Source organism: Streptomyces rectiviolaceus (genome assembly GCF_039533825.1).
Classification (GTDB): Bacteria; Actinomycetota; Actinomycetes; order Streptomycetales; family Streptomycetaceae; genus Streptomyces; species Streptomyces rectiviolaceus.
The window spans coordinates 34,878-49,711 of sequence record NZ_BAAAUG010000040.1; the positions used below are offsets into that span (position 1 = coordinate 34,878).

16 protein-coding genes are annotated in these 14,834 nt (G+C 70.2%); 8 read left to right on the top strand and 8 right to left on the bottom strand.

Going from position 1 to position 14,834, the window contains the following annotated elements; genetic code table 11:
* Positions 1 to 224 precede the first annotated feature (224 nt).
* Positions 225 to 881 (bottom strand): TetR/AcrR family transcriptional regulator, encoded by a 657-nt coding sequence (locus tag ABD378_RS13630; protein WP_344520981.1) that lies wholly within the window; start codon positions 879 to 881, stop codon positions 225 to 227.
* 67 nt (positions 882 to 948) lie between these two features.
* Between ABD378_RS13630 and ABD378_RS13635 the strand changes: the two genes are divergently transcribed.
* Genes ABD378_RS13635 through ABD378_RS13645 form a run of 3 tightly spaced genes read left to right on the top strand, consistent with a single transcriptional unit; the run spans position 949 to position 4,241 of the window.
* Complete coding sequence (locus tag ABD378_RS13635; RefSeq protein WP_344520982.1) at positions 949 to 3,000, top strand: HelD family protein; 2,052 nt, start codon at positions 949 to 951, stop codon at positions 2,998 to 3,000.
* A 52-nt stretch (positions 3,001 to 3,052) separates the two neighbouring features.
* Positions 3,053 to 3,367 carry an ArsR/SmtB family transcription factor gene (locus ABD378_RS13640; protein ID WP_344520983.1) on the top strand — a complete coding sequence of 105 codons (315 nt, stop codon included), beginning with the start codon at positions 3,053 to 3,055 and terminating at the stop codon, positions 3,365 to 3,367.
* Positions 3,368 to 3,389: 22 nt separating this feature from the next.
* On the top strand, positions 3,390 to 4,241 hold the full coding sequence (locus ABD378_RS13645) for an SRPBCC family protein (protein WP_344520984.1): 852 nt from the start codon (positions 3,390 to 3,392) through the stop codon (positions 4,239 to 4,241).
* A gap of 22 nt (positions 4,242 to 4,263) precedes the next feature.
* Here the strand turns inward: ABD378_RS13645 and ABD378_RS13650 are convergent, their stop codons facing one another.
* Together ABD378_RS13650 and ABD378_RS13655 are read right to left on the bottom strand one after the other, a co-directional pair.
* Positions 4,264 to 5,739 (bottom strand): peptidoglycan D,D-transpeptidase FtsI family protein, encoded by a 1,476-nt coding sequence (locus ABD378_RS13650; RefSeq protein ID WP_344520985.1) that lies wholly within the window; start codon positions 5,737 to 5,739, stop codon positions 4,264 to 4,266.
* A gap of 109 nt (positions 5,740 to 5,848) precedes the next feature.
* Positions 5,849 to 6,775, bottom strand: coding sequence for an NAD(P)-dependent oxidoreductase (locus tag ABD378_RS13655; RefSeq protein ID WP_344520986.1), 927 nt, complete (start codon positions 6,773 to 6,775; stop codon positions 5,849 to 5,851).
* Positions 6,776 to 6,916: 141 nt separating this feature from the next.
* On the opposite strand from ABD378_RS13655, the gene ABD378_RS13660 reads away from it, so the two are divergent.
* Both ABD378_RS13660 and ABD378_RS13665 read left to right on the top strand, forming a co-directional pair.
* Complete coding sequence (locus ABD378_RS13660) at positions 6,917 to 7,903, top strand: GlxA family transcriptional regulator (protein WP_425583840.1); 987 nt, start codon at positions 6,917 to 6,919, stop codon at positions 7,901 to 7,903.
* A 49-nt stretch (positions 7,904 to 7,952) separates the two neighbouring features.
* A complete protein-coding gene (locus ABD378_RS13665; RefSeq protein WP_344520988.1) occupies positions 7,953 to 8,414 on the top strand; it encodes a pyridoxamine 5'-phosphate oxidase family protein in 462 nt (153 codons plus the stop codon).
* Between the two features lie 53 nt (positions 8,415 to 8,467).
* Here the strand turns inward: ABD378_RS13665 and ABD378_RS13670 are convergent, their stop codons facing one another.
* Together ABD378_RS13670 and ABD378_RS13675 are read right to left on the bottom strand one after the other, a co-directional pair.
* The gene (locus ABD378_RS13670; RefSeq protein ID WP_344520989.1) at positions 8,468 to 8,884 is read right to left on the bottom strand and encodes a VOC family protein; all 417 of its coding nucleotides are present in this window, start codon (positions 8,882 to 8,884) and stop codon (positions 8,468 to 8,470) included.
* A gap of 10 nt (positions 8,885 to 8,894) precedes the next feature.
* On the bottom strand, positions 8,895 to 9,269 hold the full coding sequence (locus tag ABD378_RS13675; protein WP_344521017.1) for a helix-turn-helix transcriptional regulator: 375 nt from the start codon (positions 9,267 to 9,269) through the stop codon (positions 8,895 to 8,897).
* Positions 9,270 to 9,439: 170 nt separating this feature from the next.
* Between ABD378_RS13675 and ABD378_RS13680 the strand changes: the two genes are divergently transcribed.
* The 3 genes from ABD378_RS13680 to ABD378_RS13690 all read left to right on the top strand — a co-directional run bounded on the left by ABD378_RS13680 (position 9,440) and on the right by ABD378_RS13690 (position 11,054).
* The gene (locus ABD378_RS13680; RefSeq protein WP_344520990.1) at positions 9,440 to 9,928 is read left to right on the top strand and encodes a helix-turn-helix domain-containing protein; all 489 of its coding nucleotides are present in this window, start codon (positions 9,440 to 9,442) and stop codon (positions 9,926 to 9,928) included.
* Between the two features lie 25 nt (positions 9,929 to 9,953).
* Positions 9,954 to 10,553, top strand: coding sequence for a hypothetical protein (locus ABD378_RS13685; RefSeq protein WP_344520991.1), 600 nt, complete (start codon positions 9,954 to 9,956; stop codon positions 10,551 to 10,553).
* A 162-nt stretch (positions 10,554 to 10,715) separates the two neighbouring features.
* Positions 10,716 to 11,054 carry a DUF2516 family protein gene (locus ABD378_RS13690; RefSeq protein ID WP_344520993.1) on the top strand — a complete coding sequence of 113 codons (339 nt, stop codon included), beginning with the start codon at positions 10,716 to 10,718 and terminating at the stop codon, positions 11,052 to 11,054.
* A gap of 35 nt (positions 11,055 to 11,089) precedes the next feature.
* Here the strand turns inward: ABD378_RS13690 and ABD378_RS13695 are convergent, their stop codons facing one another.
* From ABD378_RS13695 to ABD378_RS13705, 3 genes are all read right to left on the bottom strand, one after another.
* Positions 11,090 to 12,289: a PP2C family protein-serine/threonine phosphatase gene (locus ABD378_RS13695; RefSeq protein WP_425583839.1), complete on the bottom strand. Its 1,200-nt coding sequence runs from the start codon at positions 12,287 to 12,289 to the stop codon at positions 11,090 to 11,092.
* 422 nt (positions 12,290 to 12,711) lie between these two features.
* Positions 12,712 to 13,761, bottom strand: coding sequence for a C40 family peptidase (locus ABD378_RS13700; protein WP_344520995.1), 1,050 nt, complete (start codon positions 13,759 to 13,761; stop codon positions 12,712 to 12,714).
* Between the two features lie 250 nt (positions 13,762 to 14,011).
* A complete protein-coding gene (locus ABD378_RS13705; protein ID WP_344520996.1) occupies positions 14,012 to 14,812 on the bottom strand; it encodes a class I SAM-dependent methyltransferase in 801 nt (266 codons plus the stop codon).
* Positions 14,813 to 14,834 lie beyond the last annotated feature (22 nt).

The window sequence follows — 14,834 nt, forward strand, 5'->3', positions numbered from 1 at the left end:
GGCGCCTGTAGCTGTGGAGTGGGGGTTGCGGGCGCGGAGTTGCTCCTCGGGTGGCGACGGGGCCGCGCCGGTATGTCCGTACTCGCTATCTCGGTCCGAGCGTCCGGCTGCTTCGGTGGGGGAGTCCGGCGAACCGTGCTCCGTGCGGACATACCGGCACGTCCCCTCGCGTCTCGCCGCCGACTGCGGGCGCGTGGGTCAGGCCCTCTCGTGGACGGGGTGCCTCACGCGTATGGCGTCAATCCCGAACGGAGCTGGCCGAACGCCCGGTTCGCTGCCGTCGTCGCGTCCGGCCGCACCGCTTCCGCGGTCTCACCCGCGTCGATCCGGCGCCAGTTCTCCAGGGCGAGGATGCGTTGTACGGCGATGATCTGGCCGGCGGCCAGTCGGGCGGCGAGTGCGTCCCCGCCCGATGCCTCGCTCAGTGCCTTGCCCAGCGCCGCCTCTGACCGCTCCTGGTAGGCGTACAGCCGTGCCACCAGCGACGGCGTCCCGTACAGCAGTCGGTGGAAGGCGAGTACGTGGACGTTGTCGCACAGGCCGGTCACCGGGTCCTGGCGCTCCAGGCCGTCGAGGAAGTGGCGTTGCAGGGCGTCCAGGGGGGAGCGCTTCGTGGGGCGTGTGGCGACGACTCGGGATGCCTCGTCCACGTGGTCCGCGAAGCGGTGGAGTACGAGGTCCTCCTTGGTCGGGAAGTACCGGAAGAGAGTTGGCTTGGAGATGTCGGCGGCTGCAGCCACTTCCGCCACCGGCACCTTTTCGAAGCCCTTCTCCAGGAAGAGCGTGATCGCCGTCTCGGAGACCGCCTCGTACATCCGCTGCCGCTTGCGTTCGCGCAGGCCGGGGCCGCCGGTTTCGGTGACCACTTCTTCGTCCGTCATGGCTGGAGTCTACCGCAGGAGTGATACTCGGGAACAAAGTTAACTCGGTTACATTATTCTGAGTCGTATGACGCCTCTCGATGAAGCCCTGACTGAAGAACGCCGCTACCACGACAGCTGCCGCACCGCCCTCACCGGCATGGTCGACGGCGCCGAGGAGCAAGTCGTCAATGGAGCGGACGTCTCCGCCTCCGGCGCCGACGCCGAAGTCCTCGGCTATCAGTTCCGCAGCCATGCCAAAGCGATGCGTGAACTGCCCGATGCGCCCCTCTTTTTCGGTCGTCTCGACTTCGCTGCCGACGGGCCTGAAGCTGTCGAAGCCGGTGATCACTGCGGGCAGAGCTACCATGTTGGCCGTCTGCGCATCACCGAACATCCCTCGGCGCCGCCTCTTGTCGTCGACTGGCGTGCCCCTGTGTCCCGTGCCTTCTACCAGGCCGGAGCCCGTGATCCGCAAGGCGTCGCCGTCCGCCGCCGCTTCGGCTGGGCGCCCGGCAGCAAGGGGGACTCCGGCGATCTCACCGGGCTGGAGGACGAGCCGCTGGCAGACGGTACGTCCACACCCCCGCCGAGCCGCATCCTCGCCGGAGAGATCGAGCGTCCCCGCGTCGGGCCGATGCGTGACATCGCCGCCACCATCCAGCCCGAGCAGGACGACCTCGTCCGCGGTGAGCTGACCGCCTCTGTGTGTGTTCAGGGTGCCCCCGGCACCGGCAAGACCGCGGTCGGCCTGCACCGTGCCGCCTATCTCCTCTACACGCACCCCCAGCGCGTGCAGCGGGCCGGGCTCCTCATCCTCGGGCCCAACCGCACCTTCCTCCGCTACATCGCCGAGGTGCTCCCCTCTCTCGGCGAGACCGGCGTGCGGCAGTCCACCGTCGCGGACGAGATCGCCAGGCCCGCCGCTCCCGTGCGGGCCCGGGACGACGAGGCCGCGGCGGGTGTCAAGCACGACGCTCGGATGGCGGCCGTCCTGCGCCGCGCGCTCTACTCGCGCGTCGCGCCGCCCACCAACTCCATCGCGGTGCCCGACGGTTCGTACACCTGGCGGGTCGCGCTGGGCGACCTGGAGCGGATCATCGCGGACGTGCGTGCCGAGGAGCCCCCGTACGCCATCGGCCGCGAGCGCGTGCGCACCCGCGCCGTCCGGCACATCCAGGAGCAGGCCGAGCGCCGTGCGGGCACCGTGAACAACACCTGGCTGCAGAAGATCTCGCGTGCCCGCTCCGTATCCGCCTTCGTCGACGAGGCCTGGCCCAAGGTCAAGCCGGAGGAGGTGCTCGCGGATCTGCTCGCGGACCGGGAGGCGCTCGCCGCGGCGGCCGAGGGCATTCTCGACGCCGACGAGCAGTGGGCCATCCGCTGGGCCAAGCCTCCTCGCTCGTACAAGTCGGCGAAGTGGTCCGCCGCCGATCTCGTCCTGCTCGACGAGATCGCCGGGCTGCTCGAACGGCCCGACGGATACGGCCACATCGTTGTCGACGAGGCCCAGGATCTATCGCCGATGGAGGCCCGCGTGATCGCCCGCCGGGCGGACTTCGGCTCGCTCACCGTGCTCGGCGACCTCGCCCAGGGCACCACCCCGTGGGCCGCCCGCGGCTGGCCCGAACTCCTCGCCCACCTCGGGAAGCCGGATGCCTCCGTCACCCCTCTCACCATCGGGTTCCGCGTCCCGAAGGCGGTCGTGGGGCTCGCCAATCGCGTCCTCGCCTCGCTCGACGTCGACGTACCGCCCGCTCGATCGCTGCGTACGGACGGGGAGTTGAGGGTCCTGGAGGTGCGGGATGTGGTTGCCGCCGCCGTCGACGCTGTGCGCGCCGCGCTGTCCCGCGAGGGCTCGGTCGGCGTCATCGCCGTCGATGCCGAGACCGCCCGTCTGCGCGAGGCCCTCGCCGGGGCAGGCATCGACAGCGCGGGGCCTGACGACCTGGGCGCGCGTGTGACGGTGCTGCCCGCGTCCGTGGCGAAGGGGCTTGAGTACGACCACGTCGTGGCCGTCGAGCCCGCCGCCATCGCGGAGGCGGAGTGCCGCGGGCCGAGCCGCCTCTACGTCGTCCTGACCAGGGCGGTGTCCCGGCTCGACGTACTGCACAGCAGGCCGTTGCCCTGGGAGGGGTGAGCGAATGCAGCATGCCGTTGCGGTTATATAGCCGGGTGGGTATGTTCGGGGTATGCCCATACCGTTCGACGTTCTTGCCGAGCCGAGCCGCAGGAAGATCCTCGATCTGCTGCTCGAGCGTCCCCATCTGGTCGGTGAGATCACCGAGCGGCTGGGGCTGAGCCAGCCCGGCACGTCCAAGCATCTGCGGGTCCTGCGCGACGCGGGTCTCGTGCGGGTGCGGCAGGACGCGCAGCGCCGCTGGTACGAGCTGCGGCCCGAGCCCCTCGCCGAGCTCGACGCGTGGCTTGCGCACTATCGGCACCTCTGGACGGGCAGGCTCGACGCCCTCGAACGGCACCTCGACGTCATGGACGGTGAGTCCTGATGACCATGGACGGTGACTCCTCATGAATCCGCACTCCGACACCCTCAGCCCCGCCGGCGGCCGGAACGCCCTGCGCATGGAGCGCCGCCTCGCGCACCCGCCCGCCAAGGTCTGGGCCGCCATCACGCGGCCCGAGCACCTCGCCCAGTGGTTCCCCTCCGAGGTGACCCTTGAGCTGCGGCCCGGCGGTGCGATGGGCTTTCACTTCCCCGGCGACGAGGGCCCCGGCATGACCGGCGAGGTCACCGACGCCGACGAGCCCCGCCTCTTCGCCTTCAGCTGGGGCGACGACCACCTGCGCTGGGAGATCACCCCGGACGGCCCCGACGGCCGGGGCTCGCTCCTCACCCTCGTCCACACCTTCGGCGACCGCTTCGGCGCCCCGAGCTTCGCCGCGGGCTGGCAGCTGTGCATCTCGGCGCTCGGGCAGTTCCTCGACGGCGGGGAGGCCGAGGTGAGCCGGGACGCGGGCGAGCTGCACGAGGCGTATCTGGAGCAGTTCGACCTGGGCCACGGGCAGGTGACCGACGACGGCATCCGCTTCGAGCGTCAGCTGGTGCGGTCCGCGGACGCGGTGTGGGCCGAACTCTGCGCGGACGAGATCCCGTTGGAGGGCGACACGGCACCCGACGGGTTCCTGGCGGACGGCGTCTCCGCGGGGCCGGTCACCGCGCTGCGGGCCCCGGCGTCGCTCACGTACGCCGTGCATCCCAAGGGCGAGGTGCGCTGGGAGTTCGGCGAGGGGACGGGCTACGGCACCCGGCTCGTCCTCACCCAGACCGGGCCCTTCGACAGCCCGGCGGCCACGGACGAGGCGCTCGCCGCCTGGCATGCCCGCATCGAGCGGCTCGCGGGGCAGCTCCTGGAGGGCTGAACTGCCGAGCACCGACGCGCTCTCAGTCGTTGAGGACCGCTTCCATGACCGCCTTCGCGATCGGCGCCCCCAGCTTTCCGCCGGCGATCTCCGAGCGGGGGATGTTCATGTCCTTCGGGTCGACGAACACGGCGACCGCGACCGGTGACGAGCCGTCGTCCTGCTTGGCGTAGGAGACGAACCAGGCGTACGGACGCTCGTCGTTGACGTTCGAGCCGTGCTGGGCGGTGCCGGTCTTGCCGCCGACCGTGACACCGTCGATCCGCGCCTTGTTCGCCGTGCCCTTCTCGACGGTGTGCTCCATCATCTCCTGCACCTTGCCCGCGGTGTCCTCGGAGACGGCCTGGTTCAGGACCTGCGGGCTGCCCTTCTCGATCGTCGAGAGGTCAGGGCCGCGCAGCTCCTCGACCATGTACGGCTTCATCAGCTTGCCGTCGTTGGCGAGGCCCGCCGCGACCATCGCCATCTGCAGCGGCGTACTGGTCAGGCTGCCCTGGCCCATGCCGGTCAGCGCGGTCTGCGGCTTGTCGAGGTCGTCGGGGTAGCTGCTCGCGGACGAGCGGACGGGGATGAACTGTTGCTCGTTGAAGCCGAACTTCTCCGCCGTCTCGCGCATGTCGTCGTCGCCGACCTTCAGCGCGGTGTCGAGGAAGACGTTGTTGCAGGACCACTGCATGCCGACCTTCAGCGAGGCCTTGTCGCAGGGAGCGCCCGCCACGTCGTTGCCGATCGTGGTGGAGCTGAGCGGCAGCTTGTAGGGGGCCTTGGCGCCGGTCGGCTTGTCGATGTCGTCGACCACGCCGTGCTCCAGGGCGGCCGCCGCGGTGAGGATCTTGAAGGTGGATCCGGGCGGATAGATCTCGCGGAGCGCCCGGTTGGAGAGCGGCTTGTCCTTGTTCTTGCCGAGCCGCGTGAACTCCTTGCCCTCCTTCGCCGAGATCCCGGCGAATACGGAGGGGTCGTACGAGGGGGTGCTCGCCATCGCGAGGACCTTCCCGGAGCGCGGGTCGAGCGCGACGACCGCGCCCCGGGCGTCGAGGTCCACCAGGCCCTGATAGGCGGCCTTTTGGGCCTTGGGGTCGATGGTCGTGATGACGTCGCCGCCCTGGCGCTTCTCGCCGGTCAGCATGTCCAGGGTGCGGCGGATGAAGAGGCGGTCGTCGTCGCCGCTGAGCACGTCGTTCTCGACGCCCTCCAGGAAGGTCGCGCCCTGGGCCTGCGAGAAGTAACCGGTGACCGGCGCGTACATGGGGCCTTCCTTGAAGGTCCGCTGGTACTTGAAGTCGGTGCCGCTGACTTCCTTCGAGCCGGTGATCGGCTTGCCGCCGACGATGATGTCGCCGCGGGGGTGCGAGAAGGCCTCGATCTGGACGCGCCGGTTCTTCTCGTGCTTCGCAAGCGTCTCGCCCTCGGCGAACTGGACCCAGGTCGCGCGCAGCAGCAGGGCGAGCGTGAGCACACCGCAGAAGACGGCTATGTGGCGCAGCGGCTTGTTCATACGGCCCCCCAAAACCCATGACACCAAGGACGTGACGATGCTTCATCACGTGAAGACGCTTCATCATGCGCCCGGGTTCATGGTTCTCTTCGCCGTTGTTGCCGAATGGTCACACTCGAAGCGTGTCCCGCCGTTCCCCTCGGAGGACCTCGATCACGCTCGCGTAGCTGTCGGAGCCGTGCCCGGCGGCGCTAGCCCGCTCCATGGTGGCCTTCAGGAGTTCCGGCAGCGCGTTGTCGACGCCGCGATCGGCCGCCGCGTGGATGAGGTGTCCGATCGTCGCGATCTGTACGTCGACGGTGGCGTCGTCGCCCGGATAGCGCCCGGCGTCCACCTGGGGAGCGTAGGTGTCCAGGAAGCCGGCCACCGCGTGCGTCATCCAGCGGATGGCGACGGGCGTGAAGTCGGTGGCCTTGGTCGCGTCGGCGCCGACCAGGGCTGTGCCGTGCAGCCAGCCGGTGAACGTGGACCACATCAGGCCGAGCAGGGCGACGTCGTAGAGCGCGGCACGGCCCGGCTCCTGGCCCAGGTAGAGCGGGTCGCCCAGGGCGGCGAGGGTGGGGCGGTGCGCCTCGAACACCTGGGCGGAGCCGCTGTAGAGGAACATCATCTCCGGGTTCCCGACCCCCGGCGGCGTGGTCATGATCGCCCCGTCGAGGTGACCGAGCCCCAGCGAACCGGCCCACGCCGCCGCCTCGTCGGCTTGCTCCGGTGAGCCGGAGGTGAGGTTGACCAGGTCCTTTCCGGCGAGGGAACCGGCGATGGGATCCATGACGGCGTGCAAGGCGTCGAGGTCGAGCACGCAGGTGATGATCAACGGGCTTGCGGCGACTGCCTCTTCGGAGGTGGCGGCCAGGCGGGCGCCCCGGTCGACGAGGGGCTTGGCCTTGGCTGCGGAACGGTTCCAGACGGTGGTGGGGTGGCCGTTCTCCAGGAGGGTGGCGGCGAGGGCGGAGCCCATGTTGCCGAGGCCGATGACGGTGACCGGGGTCTTGGTGGTCTTGTCGGTCTTGTTCTCTGCGGTCTCTGAGTTCATGCGGACCACGCTCGCAGCGGGCGGCGGCGCCGGACAGTGGCAGGGGTGACGTCGCCCACCAAATTCCTGCCACGCCTTGGCTCGCCCCTCCACGCTTCCGCCGCGGCTTACGCTCGGCGCATGAGCGCTGGTTCCGTCGCGTTGGTCGTGACCGAGGAGATAGCGATCCCGTCGTGGGATCTGTACGAACTGAGCATCCCCTGCACGGTGTTCGGGAAGCCGCAGCCTGACCTGTCGGACCACTGGTACGACTTCCGGCTGTGCAGCGCGTACGAAGGCGAGGGCTCGGGCGGCTTCGAGTCCGGCCTGACGGTGCGCACGCCGCACGGCCTGGACGACATCGTCGGGGCGGACACGGTCATCGTCACGTCCGTGCCGGACGCCTGCGTGGAGGAGGGCCGCCCGCTGCCGGACGGCCTGGCAGGCACGCTGCGTCGCGCGTACGACGCGGGTGCCCGCATGGTCTCCCTGTGCACCGGCGCCTTCGCGCTGGCCGAGGCGGGGCTGCTCGACGGCCGCCGGGCCACCGCGCACTGGATGCACACGGCCCAACTGGCGGCGCGCTACCCGAAGGTGGAGGTCGACGACTCCGTCCTCTACGTGGACGACGGCGACGTACTGACCAGCGCGGGCGTGAGCGCCGGTCTCGACCTATGCCTGCACCTGGTCCGCCGCGACCTGGGCGCGCACGTCGCCAACCAGCTGGCCCGCCGCATGGTCGTGCCCGCCCACCGCCCCGGCGGCCAGGCCCAGTTCATTGACCTCTCCGTCCCGGCGACGGACGACGAGGGCCTTGGCCCGGTGCTCGAGTGGGCGCGCGCCCGCCTTGACCGGCCCCTGACGGTCGACGACCTGGCCCGCCGCGCGGCGATGAGCCCGCGCACCCTCTACCGCCGTCTCCAGGCGGCCACCGGCACGACCCCGCTCCAGTGGCTGCTCAACCAGCGCCTGGCCCGTGCCCAGAGCCTGCTCGAATCGACGGCCGCCCCGATCGACAAGATCGCCGAACTGAGCGGACTCGGCACGGCGAACAACCTCCGTCACCACTTCCTCAAGCAGGTGGGGGTGTCACCGGGGGACTACCGGCGGGCGTTCGGTGCTGGTGCCGGTGTCGGTCCTCGGGCGTAGGACCAGCGCCTCATGTGCCCTGCGAGGACGCTGACTAGGGTCGGCGTTCATGCAGACCACGGAGATCGCTCGACGTGAAGGCCCGGAGCGCAGGCGCGAGACGCTGGAGCGCCTCGACCGGGAACGGGACATTTGGCTGTCGACGGCTCATCCGGAGCACGGCCCGCACCAAGTGCCCCTGTGGTTCAGGTGGGACGGGCAGGCGCTGTGGATGTGCACCGGCGCGACCTCCGTGACGGCACGCAACGCTCGCGAGGAGCCCCGTGTGCGCCTCGCGCTGCCTGACACCTCCGACGTGGTGCTCGTGCACGGCGAGGCGGAGTGCTTCCCGGCCCGCGACGTCCCGCAGGACGCCGCGGACGGGTTCACCGCCAAGTTCGGCTGGGACCCACGCAAGGAGGAAGGCCCCTTCGTGTATCTGCGCGTGACACCGCGAACGGTGCGTGCCTGGCGCGGCGAGCACGAGCTGCGCGGCAGGCTCCTCATGCGTGACGGGGCATGGGTGGTGTAGCCGCGCTCCTGGGAGACACACCCGTAGGCACCACGTCCGTAGGAGCCGCGCCCCTACTTCTTGCGAGGCTGGTTGAACCGCAGCATGTTCCCCGCCGGGTCACGGAAGGCGCAGTCGCGGACGCCGTACGGCTGGTCCATCGGCTCCTGGAGCACCTCGCCGCCCGCGGCGCGGATCCGCTCGAAGGCGGCGTCGACGTCATCGGTCCGGAAGATGACGCCGCGCAGCAGGCCCTTGGCCATCAGCTCGGCCACGGCCTGCCGGTCGGCGTCGGAGGCGTTCGGGTCCGCGAGCGGCGGCTCGATGACGATCTCGACGTCCGGCTGCGACGGCGAGCCGAGGGTCACCCAGCGCATCCCCTCGAAGCCGACGTCATTGCGTACTTCGAGACCGAGCGCGTCGCGGTAGAAGGCGAGCGCCTTGTCGTGGTCGTCGACGGCGATGAAACACTGTGCGAGGTTGATTTCCATGCGTTTCACGCTACGGAGCGGCCGGGGGTTTCGCTTCTCCGTTCCTGATCGGACGGGTGCGGATCTTGGCGATGCAGGCCGGGATGACGGCGCTGTCGCCGTGGTCGCGGGCCCGGTACGCGCTCGGGCTCTCGCCGACCAGCTCGGTGAAGCGCGAGCTGAAGGACCCCAGTGACGTACAGCCCACCTCCATGCAGACCTCCGTCACCGACAGGTCGCCGCGCCGCAGCAGCGCCTTGGCACGCTCGATCCTGCGGGTCATGAGATAGCTGTACGGCGTCTCTCCGTAGGCGGCGCGGAAGCTGCGCGAGAAGTGCCCCGACGACATGAGGGCGGCCCGGGCGAGGGCCGGGACGTCCAGGGGCTCCGCGTAGTCGCGGTCCATGCGGTCACGGGCCCGGCGCAGCAGGACGAGGTCGGAGAGAGACGCGGACACACGGGTCAGGTTACCGATCGCTCGCGAACGCGGCGTGTTCGACGGGGTGTTCAGTGGCGTAGCGCACTTTTGCAAGCAGGCGCTTGCAATAGTTAGCAAGGGGCGTGCAGTATCGACGCATGGCATCACTCAACGTCGGCAATCTCGGTGAGTATCTGCGTGAGCAGCGGCGCAACGCGCAGCTCTCGCTCAGGCAGCTCGCCGACGCCGCCGGGGTGTCCAATCCGTATCTGAGCCAGATCGAGCGCGGCCTGCGCAAGCCGAGCGCCGAAGTGCTGCAACAGGTGGCCAAGGCGCTGCGGATCTCCGCCGAGACGCTGTATGTCCGGGCCGGGATCCTCGACGAGAAGGAGCGGGACGAGCTGGAGACGCGCGCCGTCATCCTCGCCGACCCCTCCATCAACGAGCGGCAGAAGCAGGTTCTGTTGCAGATCTACGAGTCGTTCAGAAAAGAGAACGGCTTCGAGGTCTCGGAGTACGCGGATGACGCGGCGTACACGGACAAATCCTCGTACGTGGACGTCGCGGACGACATGGACGCCACCGCTGACGGCCCCCGCACGGCCGACGGCAGTGATGCCGGTTCCAAGGACCATCCCTCAAGCTGAACGCGAATCCGGGAGGACCATCACCATGGCCATCAAGGACGACCTGCGCAACACCCTCACCGACACCACCCCCGCCTACTTCGTCGTCGGCACCGCCGACCTGGCGTTCCAGCAGGCGAAGAAGGTGCCGGGCGCCATCGAGCAGCTGATCGCCGAGGCGCCGGCCCGTATCGACGCCGTGCGCAACACCGACACCAAGGCCGTCCAGGACAAGGCCGTCGCCCGCGCCAAGGAGGCGCAGGAGACGCTCCAGGCCAGGGTCACCGAGCTGCTCGGCACGCTCGACACGGACCTGAAGAAGCTGGGCGAGAGCGCCCAGGGCTTCGCCCTCAGCTCGGTCGGCGTGGCCGCCGAGTACGCGGTGAAGGCGCGCGAGAAGTACGAAGAGGTCGCCGAGCACGGCGAGCAGGCCGTGAAGGTCTGGCGCGGCGAGGCCGCCGAGGAGATCACCGAGCTTGCCGTGGCCGTCGAGCCGGACGCCGAGGAGAAGCAGGCCTCCGCCGGTTCGGGGACGTCGCAGTCCTCCGAGCCGAAGGCCGCCGCCGACACGGCGAAGAAGCCCGCCCCCAAGAAGGCCCCGGCCCGCAAGCCCGCGGCGAAGAAGACCACGCCGCCCGCCAAGTAGGCGCGCGGCAGGGCGGTTGTCACGAGGAGGGGCCGGGCACTCTCGGAGTGCCCGGCCCGTTCTCCCGGTAGCGGGTACGGTGTCCGCGTACTCAAGAGCTTCGATGCCTTGTATGGCTTGTAGTGGCTTCAAGAGCCGAGACTGGTGGTGGACGTTGTGCTGATGCAGGGGTTCGCAAACTTCATGTGGCTGCTGTCGTTGGCGCTGATCGTCTTCAGCGGCTTCGCGCTGGTCGACGCCGCCATTCGGCGTGAGGACGCCTATCGCGCGGCGGACAAGAAGACCAAGCCGTTCTGGCTGATCATCCTCGGGCTCGCCTTCATCGTGAACCTGATCTTCAACATCCTGTCGTTCCTGCCGATCATCGGGCTCATCGCGACCATCGTCTACATGGTGGACGTGCGGCCCGCGCTGCGGCAGATCACCGGCAAGGGTGGCGGCGGGCGCCGCGGCGGCTCAAGCAGCGACGGTCCGTACGGGCCGTACAACGGCGGCCGCTAGAAGTACGGCGCGGTGCCGGGCCCCGTCAGAGGGGCTCAGCGGTCCCGGTCGCGGTCGAGCAGCAGCACGGCAACATCGTCGGTCAGATCGCCGCCGTTGAGCTCCCGCACCTCGTTGACGGCGGCCTCGAGGAGTTCGTCGCCCCGCAGGCCCGCGGCGATCTGGCGGCGGAGCATCTCCACCATGCCGTCCTGGCCCAGACGCTGGTTGCCCTCGCCGATCCTGCCCTCGATCAGGCCGTCCGTGTAGAGCATCAGGCTCCACTTGGCGCCGAGCTCCACCTGACGGCGCGGCCAGCGGGCGTTCGGCAGGAGCCCCAGCGCGGGACCGTTGTTCTCGTACGGCAGCAGCTCGGCCAGGCGGCCGTCGCGGGCGATCAGCGGGGACGGGTGACCGGCCAGGCAGAGCCCGGCCCTGCGGCCGTCCGGGGCGATGTCGACCGTGCAGAGCGTCGCGAAGATTTCGTCGTCGGCCCGCTCGTGCTCCAGGACCTTCTGCAGTGTGGAGAGCAGCTCGTCGCCGCACAGGCCCGCGAAGGTCAGCGTCCGCCAGGCGATGCGCAGCTCGACGCCGAGCGCGGCCTCGTCCGGGCCGTGGCCGCAGACATCGCCGATCATGACGTGCACGGAGCCGTCGGGCGTGCGCACCGTGTCGTAGAAGTCGCCGCCGAGCAGCGCCCGCGAACGCCCCGGGCGGTAGCGCGCGGCGAACCGCAGCGGTGAGCCGTCCAGGAGCGGCGTCGGCAGCAGGCCGCGCTCCAGCCGGGCGTTCTCCTGGGCCCGAAGCCGCGACTCCGTGAGCTGGCGCTGGGCGGCGTCCGCGCGCTTGCGCTCCACGGCGTACCGGATGGCACGGCTGAGGAGACGCCCGTCCAGCTCGTCACGGAAGAGATAGTCCTGGGCGCCGACCCGCACGGCCTCCGCGCCGCCCTCGGTGTCGCCGCTCGCGGTGAGCGCGAGGACGGCGTGCCGGGGCGCGAGGCGCAGGACGTGCTTGAGCGTGGCGAGCTCGTCCTCGTCCTCTTCCGAGGCCGTGGGGACCGTGAGGGCCAGGTCGAGCAGGATGCAGTGCACGTCGTCGGTGAGCAGCCGCTCGGCCTCGGTGAGGTTGCGGGCGGTGCGGACCCTGATGGGCTTGCCCGCGGAGTCCAGCATCTGGGGGACGCTCAGCGAGCCCACCGGGTCGTCCTCGATCACCAGGAGGCTGAGGCCGGGGCCGCTCGCCTGCTGGTCCATGTCCCTGAGCGTGGGTACGGGCTCCAGGGAGGCGGGTACGGGCGTGGGCGACGGCGCGGGTGCAGGCGTCGGTGTCGGCAGAGCGTGAGCCTGACCGCCTTCCGCGGCCGGGATCGCCCTCTGCCGCGGTATGGGTACGGGCATGGCTTTGGTTTCCTTCCCTCCCCCCGAGGGCATGGTGGACCGACGGTCGAACGCTCCACCGACGGGGACCATAGCGTTAGCCGCGCCCCGATTGGAATGGCGCACGAAAAACAGCCACCGTCATATGCCGCATCAAGGACCGCAATTGGGCACGACAGGTCCTCACCGGAATGACGAACATCACGCCTGAGGGGTTGAGCGGCGGGCCGAGGGGTGCGGTGGGTCACATGACGTACGGCACAGACCGGCCGTTCACCTGACACACCGTACGGGAACGGTCACTTGTCGGGCCGTACGACCCCGAGGATCTTCATCGACCCCGCGCCCGCGACGGTGACATCGCGTCCAGGCCGCGGCGCGTGCACGATCGCGCCGTCGCCCACGTACATCCCGACATGGCTGGCGTCCGCGTGATAAATGATCAGGTCACCGGGGCGCATGTTCTTGATGTCGATGCGCGGCAGCTGCTTCCACTGCTCCTGTGACGTACGCGGAATTCCCTGGCCGGCGGCGGCCCAGGCCTTGGACGTGAGGCCGGAGCAGTCGTACGAGGACGGGCCCTCCGCGCCCCAGACGTACGGCTTGCCGAGCTGCGCGGTGGCGAACTCGACGGCCTTCTTGCCCGGCCCGGTCGCCTTGCCCTTGATGTCCTCCAGGACGCCCGAACTCACCCACGCCGACTGCTTCTTGAGCTGGGCCTCCTCCTCGAGCTTCCGGAGCCGCTCAAGCTCCTTCTTCTCGAGCTTGGCCTCCATCGCCTCGACGTCCGCGATCTTCTTCTTGATCTTCTTCTTCGACTCGGCCTTCGACTTGCGGTTGGCCTCGAGCTTCTTCCACTGGGCGGTGGCGTCCTTGGCGTAGATCCGCAGGTCTTCCTGCGTCCGCTCCAGCTCGGTCAGCATGCCCTTGGTGGCCTTCTGGCCCTCCCGCATCCGCCCTGCGCCCTCCAGGAACTGCTGCGGGTCGTCGCTCAGCATCAGCCGGGCCTCGGAGGACACCCCGCCGCTGCGGTACTGGGCGCGGGCGGCGGCGCCCGCGCGGGACTTGAGCTTGTCCAGCTTCTGCTGGCCCTTGGTGATGGAGCGCGCGAGCTTCACGATCTGCTTGGACTGCTTCTCGCTCTTCTCCTCCGCCGCGTTGTACGCGTCCGTGGCGACGCCCGCGTCGTGGTAGAGCTTCTCGATCTCCTTGCGCACGTCCTCAAGGGACTTGGTCTTGCCGGGCGTTGGCTTCGCCGGACTCGCGTGGGCCGCGCCCGGTGCGCTGAGCACCGCCGTCGCGCAGATCAGCGCCAGGCCAGCCACAGTCGAACTCCGCTTGCCGGTCACGTCCGCCTCCCCCAAAGCTGATTTACCGTCAGTAACTTACGGTTGCCGAGGGGATGGTGCCACGCCGACGCGCAATACGACAGAGCCCGACGGCAACTCCGATCCCCACCCGCCCCATGTGACGAGCGGCACTCGGAGATCGTTCCCCTCGCGGCGCGCAGCACGCGGAGTTCACCCGTCGTCGCCTCGCGAATTCACCCGTAGGCACCCCGCGCGTTCACCCCTGACGCGCTTGATGCACCTGACGCGCCTATTGCGCCTGACGCGGCGCCAATGCTCCCCACCGCACCGTCACTTCGCCCTGCCGCCACCGCGAGGGGCGGTCCGCCACCGGCCAGTCCGCGGCCAGGGCCCGCACCGTCCTGATCCACCGCTGCCGGGCGCCGTACGAGGCGTAGGGCGCGGCGGCGGCCCAGGCCCGGTCGAAGTCGCGCAGGAACGCGTGCACCGGCTCGCCCGGCACGTTCCGGTGGATCAGCGCCTTGGGCAGGCGCTCGGCGAGGTCGGACGGCCGGTCGAGCGATCCGACGCGGGTCGCGAAGGTCACCGTGCGCGGCCCCTCGGGTCCGAGCGCGACCCAGACGTGCCGCCGCCCGATCTCGTCGCACGTCCCCTCGACGAGCAGCCCGCCGGGCGCGAGCCGCCCGCACAGCCGCTCCCACACGGCGGCGACCTGCTCCTCGTCGTACTGCCGGAGCACGTTCGCGGCCCGGATCAGGGCGGGCCTGCCCGGCAGCGGGACCTCGAAGCCGCCGTGCCGGAAGGTGAGGCCTTCCCGCTCGTACGGCTTCGCGGCCGCGACCCGCGCCGGATCGATCTCGACGCCGACCACGCGCGCGTGCGGGGCGGCGGTCCTGAGCCGGGCGAGCAGCTCGACGGCCGTCCAGGGGGCGGCGCCGTAGCCGAGGTCGACGGCGACGGGGTCGGTGGAACGCCGCAGCTCGGCGCCGTGCGCGGCGGCGATCCAGCGGTCCATGCGGCGCAGGCGATTGGGGTTGGTGGTCCCGCGCGTCACCGTTCCCACGGGGCGGGAAGGGGTGCGGGAGGCCATGGGGGAAAGGGTATGCGCCGCG

What these genes read in the sequence shown, in the direction of transcription:
- ABD378_RS13705 (WP_344520996.1), bottom strand. Translation starts at nt 14,812, where the DNA reads ATGGCCTCCCGCACCCCTTCCCGCCCCGTGGGAACGGTGACGCGCGGG.
- ABD378_RS13635 (WP_344520982.1), top strand. Translation starts at nt 949, where the DNA reads ATGACGCCTCTCGATGAAGCCCTGACTGAAGAACGCCGCTACCACGAC.
- ABD378_RS13680 (WP_344520990.1), top strand. Translation starts at nt 9,440, where the DNA reads ATGGCATCACTCAACGTCGGCAATCTCGGTGAGTATCTGCGTGAGCAG.
- ABD378_RS13630 (WP_344520981.1), bottom strand. Translation starts at nt 881, where the DNA reads ATGACGGACGAAGAAGTGGTCACCGAAACCGGCGGCCCCGGCCTGCGC.
- ABD378_RS13695 (WP_425583839.1), bottom strand. Translation starts at nt 12,289, where the DNA reads ATGGACCAGCAGGCGAGCGGCCCCGGCCTCAGCCTCCTGGTGATCGAG.
- ABD378_RS13665 (WP_344520988.1), top strand. Translation starts at nt 7,953, where the DNA reads ATGCAGACCACGGAGATCGCTCGACGTGAAGGCCCGGAGCGCAGGCGC.
- ABD378_RS13650 (WP_344520985.1), bottom strand. Translation starts at nt 5,739, where the DNA reads ATGAACAAGCCGCTGCGCCACATAGCCGTCTTCTGCGGTGTGCTCACG.
- ABD378_RS13685 (WP_344520991.1), top strand. Translation starts at nt 9,954, where the DNA reads ATGGCCATCAAGGACGACCTGCGCAACACCCTCACCGACACCACCCCC.
- ABD378_RS13690 (WP_344520993.1), top strand. Translation starts at nt 10,716, where the DNA reads ATGCAGGGGTTCGCAAACTTCATGTGGCTGCTGTCGTTGGCGCTGATC.
- ABD378_RS13675 (WP_344521017.1), bottom strand. Translation starts at nt 9,269, where the DNA reads ATGGACCGCGACTACGCGGAGCCCCTGGACGTCCCGGCCCTCGCCCGG.
- ABD378_RS13655 (WP_344520986.1), bottom strand. Translation starts at nt 6,775, where the DNA reads ATGAACTCAGAGACCGCAGAGAACAAGACCGACAAGACCACCAAGACC.
- ABD378_RS13640 (WP_344520983.1), top strand. Translation starts at nt 3,053, where the DNA reads ATGCCCATACCGTTCGACGTTCTTGCCGAGCCGAGCCGCAGGAAGATC.
- ABD378_RS13645 (WP_344520984.1), top strand. Translation starts at nt 3,390, where the DNA reads ATGAATCCGCACTCCGACACCCTCAGCCCCGCCGGCGGCCGGAACGCC.
- ABD378_RS13670 (WP_344520989.1), bottom strand. Translation starts at nt 8,884, where the DNA reads ATGGAAATCAACCTCGCACAGTGTTTCATCGCCGTCGACGACCACGAC.